This is a genomic window from Alcanivorax sp. (genome assembly GCF_014762765.1).
Lineage (GTDB): Bacteria > Pseudomonadota > Gammaproteobacteria > Pseudomonadales > Alcanivoracaceae > Alcanivorax.
Map to the genome: position 1 here is coordinate 21552 of NZ_JABURH010000068.1, position 2103 is coordinate 23654.

General features: G+C 59.2%; 3 protein-coding genes. All 3 read left to right on the forward strand.

Annotated features, from left to right (window positions below; genetic code table 11):
• Positions 1–217: 217 nt before the first annotated feature.
• The 3 genes from minC to minE are packed head-to-tail and all read left to right on the forward strand — an operon-like array spanning position 218 to position 2065.
• Positions 218–943: a septum site-determining protein MinC gene (gene minC / locus HUJ17_RS02675; protein ID WP_290509227.1), complete on the forward strand. Its 726-nt coding sequence runs from the start codon at positions 218–220 to the stop codon at positions 941–943.
• A gap of 33 nt (positions 944–976) precedes the next feature.
• Positions 977–1792: a septum site-determining protein MinD gene (gene minD, locus HUJ17_RS02680; protein ID WP_290509228.1), complete on the forward strand. Its 816-nt coding sequence runs from the start codon at positions 977–979 to the stop codon at positions 1790–1792.
• 3 nt (positions 1793–1795) lie between these two features.
• A complete protein-coding gene (gene minE, locus HUJ17_RS02685; protein ID WP_290509229.1) occupies positions 1796–2065 on the forward strand; it encodes a cell division topological specificity factor MinE in 270 nt (89 codons plus the stop codon).
• Positions 2066–2103: the final 38 nt, after the last annotated feature.

Genomic DNA, 2103 nt, shown 5'->3' on the forward strand with positions numbered 1-2103 from the left:
TTTCACAAAAAGCCACAAAGCCGCGTCAGCGGGGAAAATGCTGTTTTTTTCAGCAGTTATTCCAGTGTCACCGGGTTATCACGCAGATTTAACATTGATATCACCCTTTTGGCGCTTTTACGGCTCGTCGCTTTCGTCTAGGCTTTGCCAAAATTACGCCCCACCTGGGCCTGGCGCCCTTCTGGCGCCTTTTTGCCCCTCGGACAACAGGTCAGGAATGACAGCAGTCGTCGAAGAAAATACCGTTCTCGAGTTCAAGGGCCGCATGTTGATGATGACGGTCCTGCAACTGAAAAACCTGGATGCCAACCTGCTGCATCAGGAAGTCAGCCAACGGCTGGAAGATGCTGCCCAGTGGCTGCAAGAAGCCCCGGTGGTCATTGACGTGAGTCAGGACCTTGAGGTGGATCCGGTGGCCCTGATGGCCGCAGTGGACACGCTGCGTAGCCTGGGGGTAAACCTGGTGGCCCTGGCTCGCACGACCGGCATCGATAGCGATACCGCCGCCATGCTCGGCTTGGGCACCCTGAGCCTGTCCGGCGGCCGCGATGTGCCGCGCCGCAGCGAGCCCGCGCCACAGGTAGAAGCAGAAAAAGTCCCCACCGCCACCCAGCGCATTGAAACACTGGTCGTGGACCAACCGGTACGATCCGGCCAGCAGGTCTACAGCCGTGGCGATTTGATCGTGCTGGCTCCGGTGAGCACCGGCGCCGAGCTGATGGCGGAAGGCAATATTCATGTCTACAGCAAACTGCGTGGCCGCGCCCTCGCCGGCGTCCGCGGGGATGGCAGCGCACGTATTTTCTGCCAGCAACTGAATGCCGAACTGGTATCCATTGCCGGCCATTACCGGGTAGCCGAAGATCTGCCCGAAGCGCACCGCAACCGGGCTGTCTATCTGTCCCTGGAAGGTGACGCCATGCAATTTACCGCGCTGAGCTAGCGCCACAGAAAGACGAAGGTAAGGAGAAAGAGCGTGACGAAGATTGTGGTCGTGACATCCGGCAAGGGTGGCGTCGGCAAAACCACCACCAGTGCAGCGCTGGCCACCGGCCTTGCCCTGCGCGGTTTCAAAACCACCGTGATTGATTTCGATGTGGGCCTGCGCAATCTGGATCTGATCATGGGCTGTGAACGCCGTGTGGTCTATGACCTGGTGAACGTGATCAGTGGCGATGCCAATATCAAACAGGCGCTGATCAAGGACAAGAAGGTGGACAACCTGTTCATCCTTCCCGCGTCCCAGACCCGCGACAAGGACGCCCTCACCACCGAAGGTGTGGAAGGCGTACTGAATGCCCTGCGCGATGACATGAAGATGGACTACATCATCTGTGACAGCCCGGCCGGTATCGAAAAAGGCGCCCTGATGGCCGCCTACTTCGCTGACGAGGCAGTCGTCGTGACCAACCCGGAAGTCTCCAGTGTCCGTGACTCCGACCGCATCATCGGCATTCTGGCCAGCAAGACCCGCCATGCCGAGCAAGGCGAAGGGGATATTCCCGCCCGCCTGCTGCTCACCCGCTACTCCCCGGAGCGCGTAGAGAGCGGCCAGATGCTGTCCGTTGAGGATGTGCAGGAAATTCTCGCCATCGAGTTACTCGGCGTGATTCCTGAATCCCAGGCGGTACTGAACGCCAGTAACTCCGGCAGCCCGGTGATCCTCGATATCGATTCCGATGCCGGTCAGGCGTACAGCGATGCGGTAGCCCGCTTCCTGGGCGACCAGCTGCCCCATCGTTTCGTCAACGTTAACAAGAAAGGTCTGTTCGGCCGTCTTTTTGGAGGCTAAGGGATGAGCATCTTCAGTTACCTGCTTCCCAAGAAGCAGAGTTCCGCATCAGTGGCCAAGGAGCGCCTGCAGATCATTGTGGCCCGCGAACGCTCCACGCGTGGCGGCCCGGATTATCTGCCGCAGCTGCAGCAAGAGCTGCTGATGGTGGTACGCAAGTATGTCCCGGTGGGAGAAGACGCCGTGAATGTGCAGGTGGACCGTGAGTCCGGCTGTGAAATTCTCGAGTTGAACATCACACTGCCGGAAGAAGAAGCCCAGCAGCATTACTGAGCTGGCACCGGAAGCCGCCGCAAGGCGGCTTTCTTCTT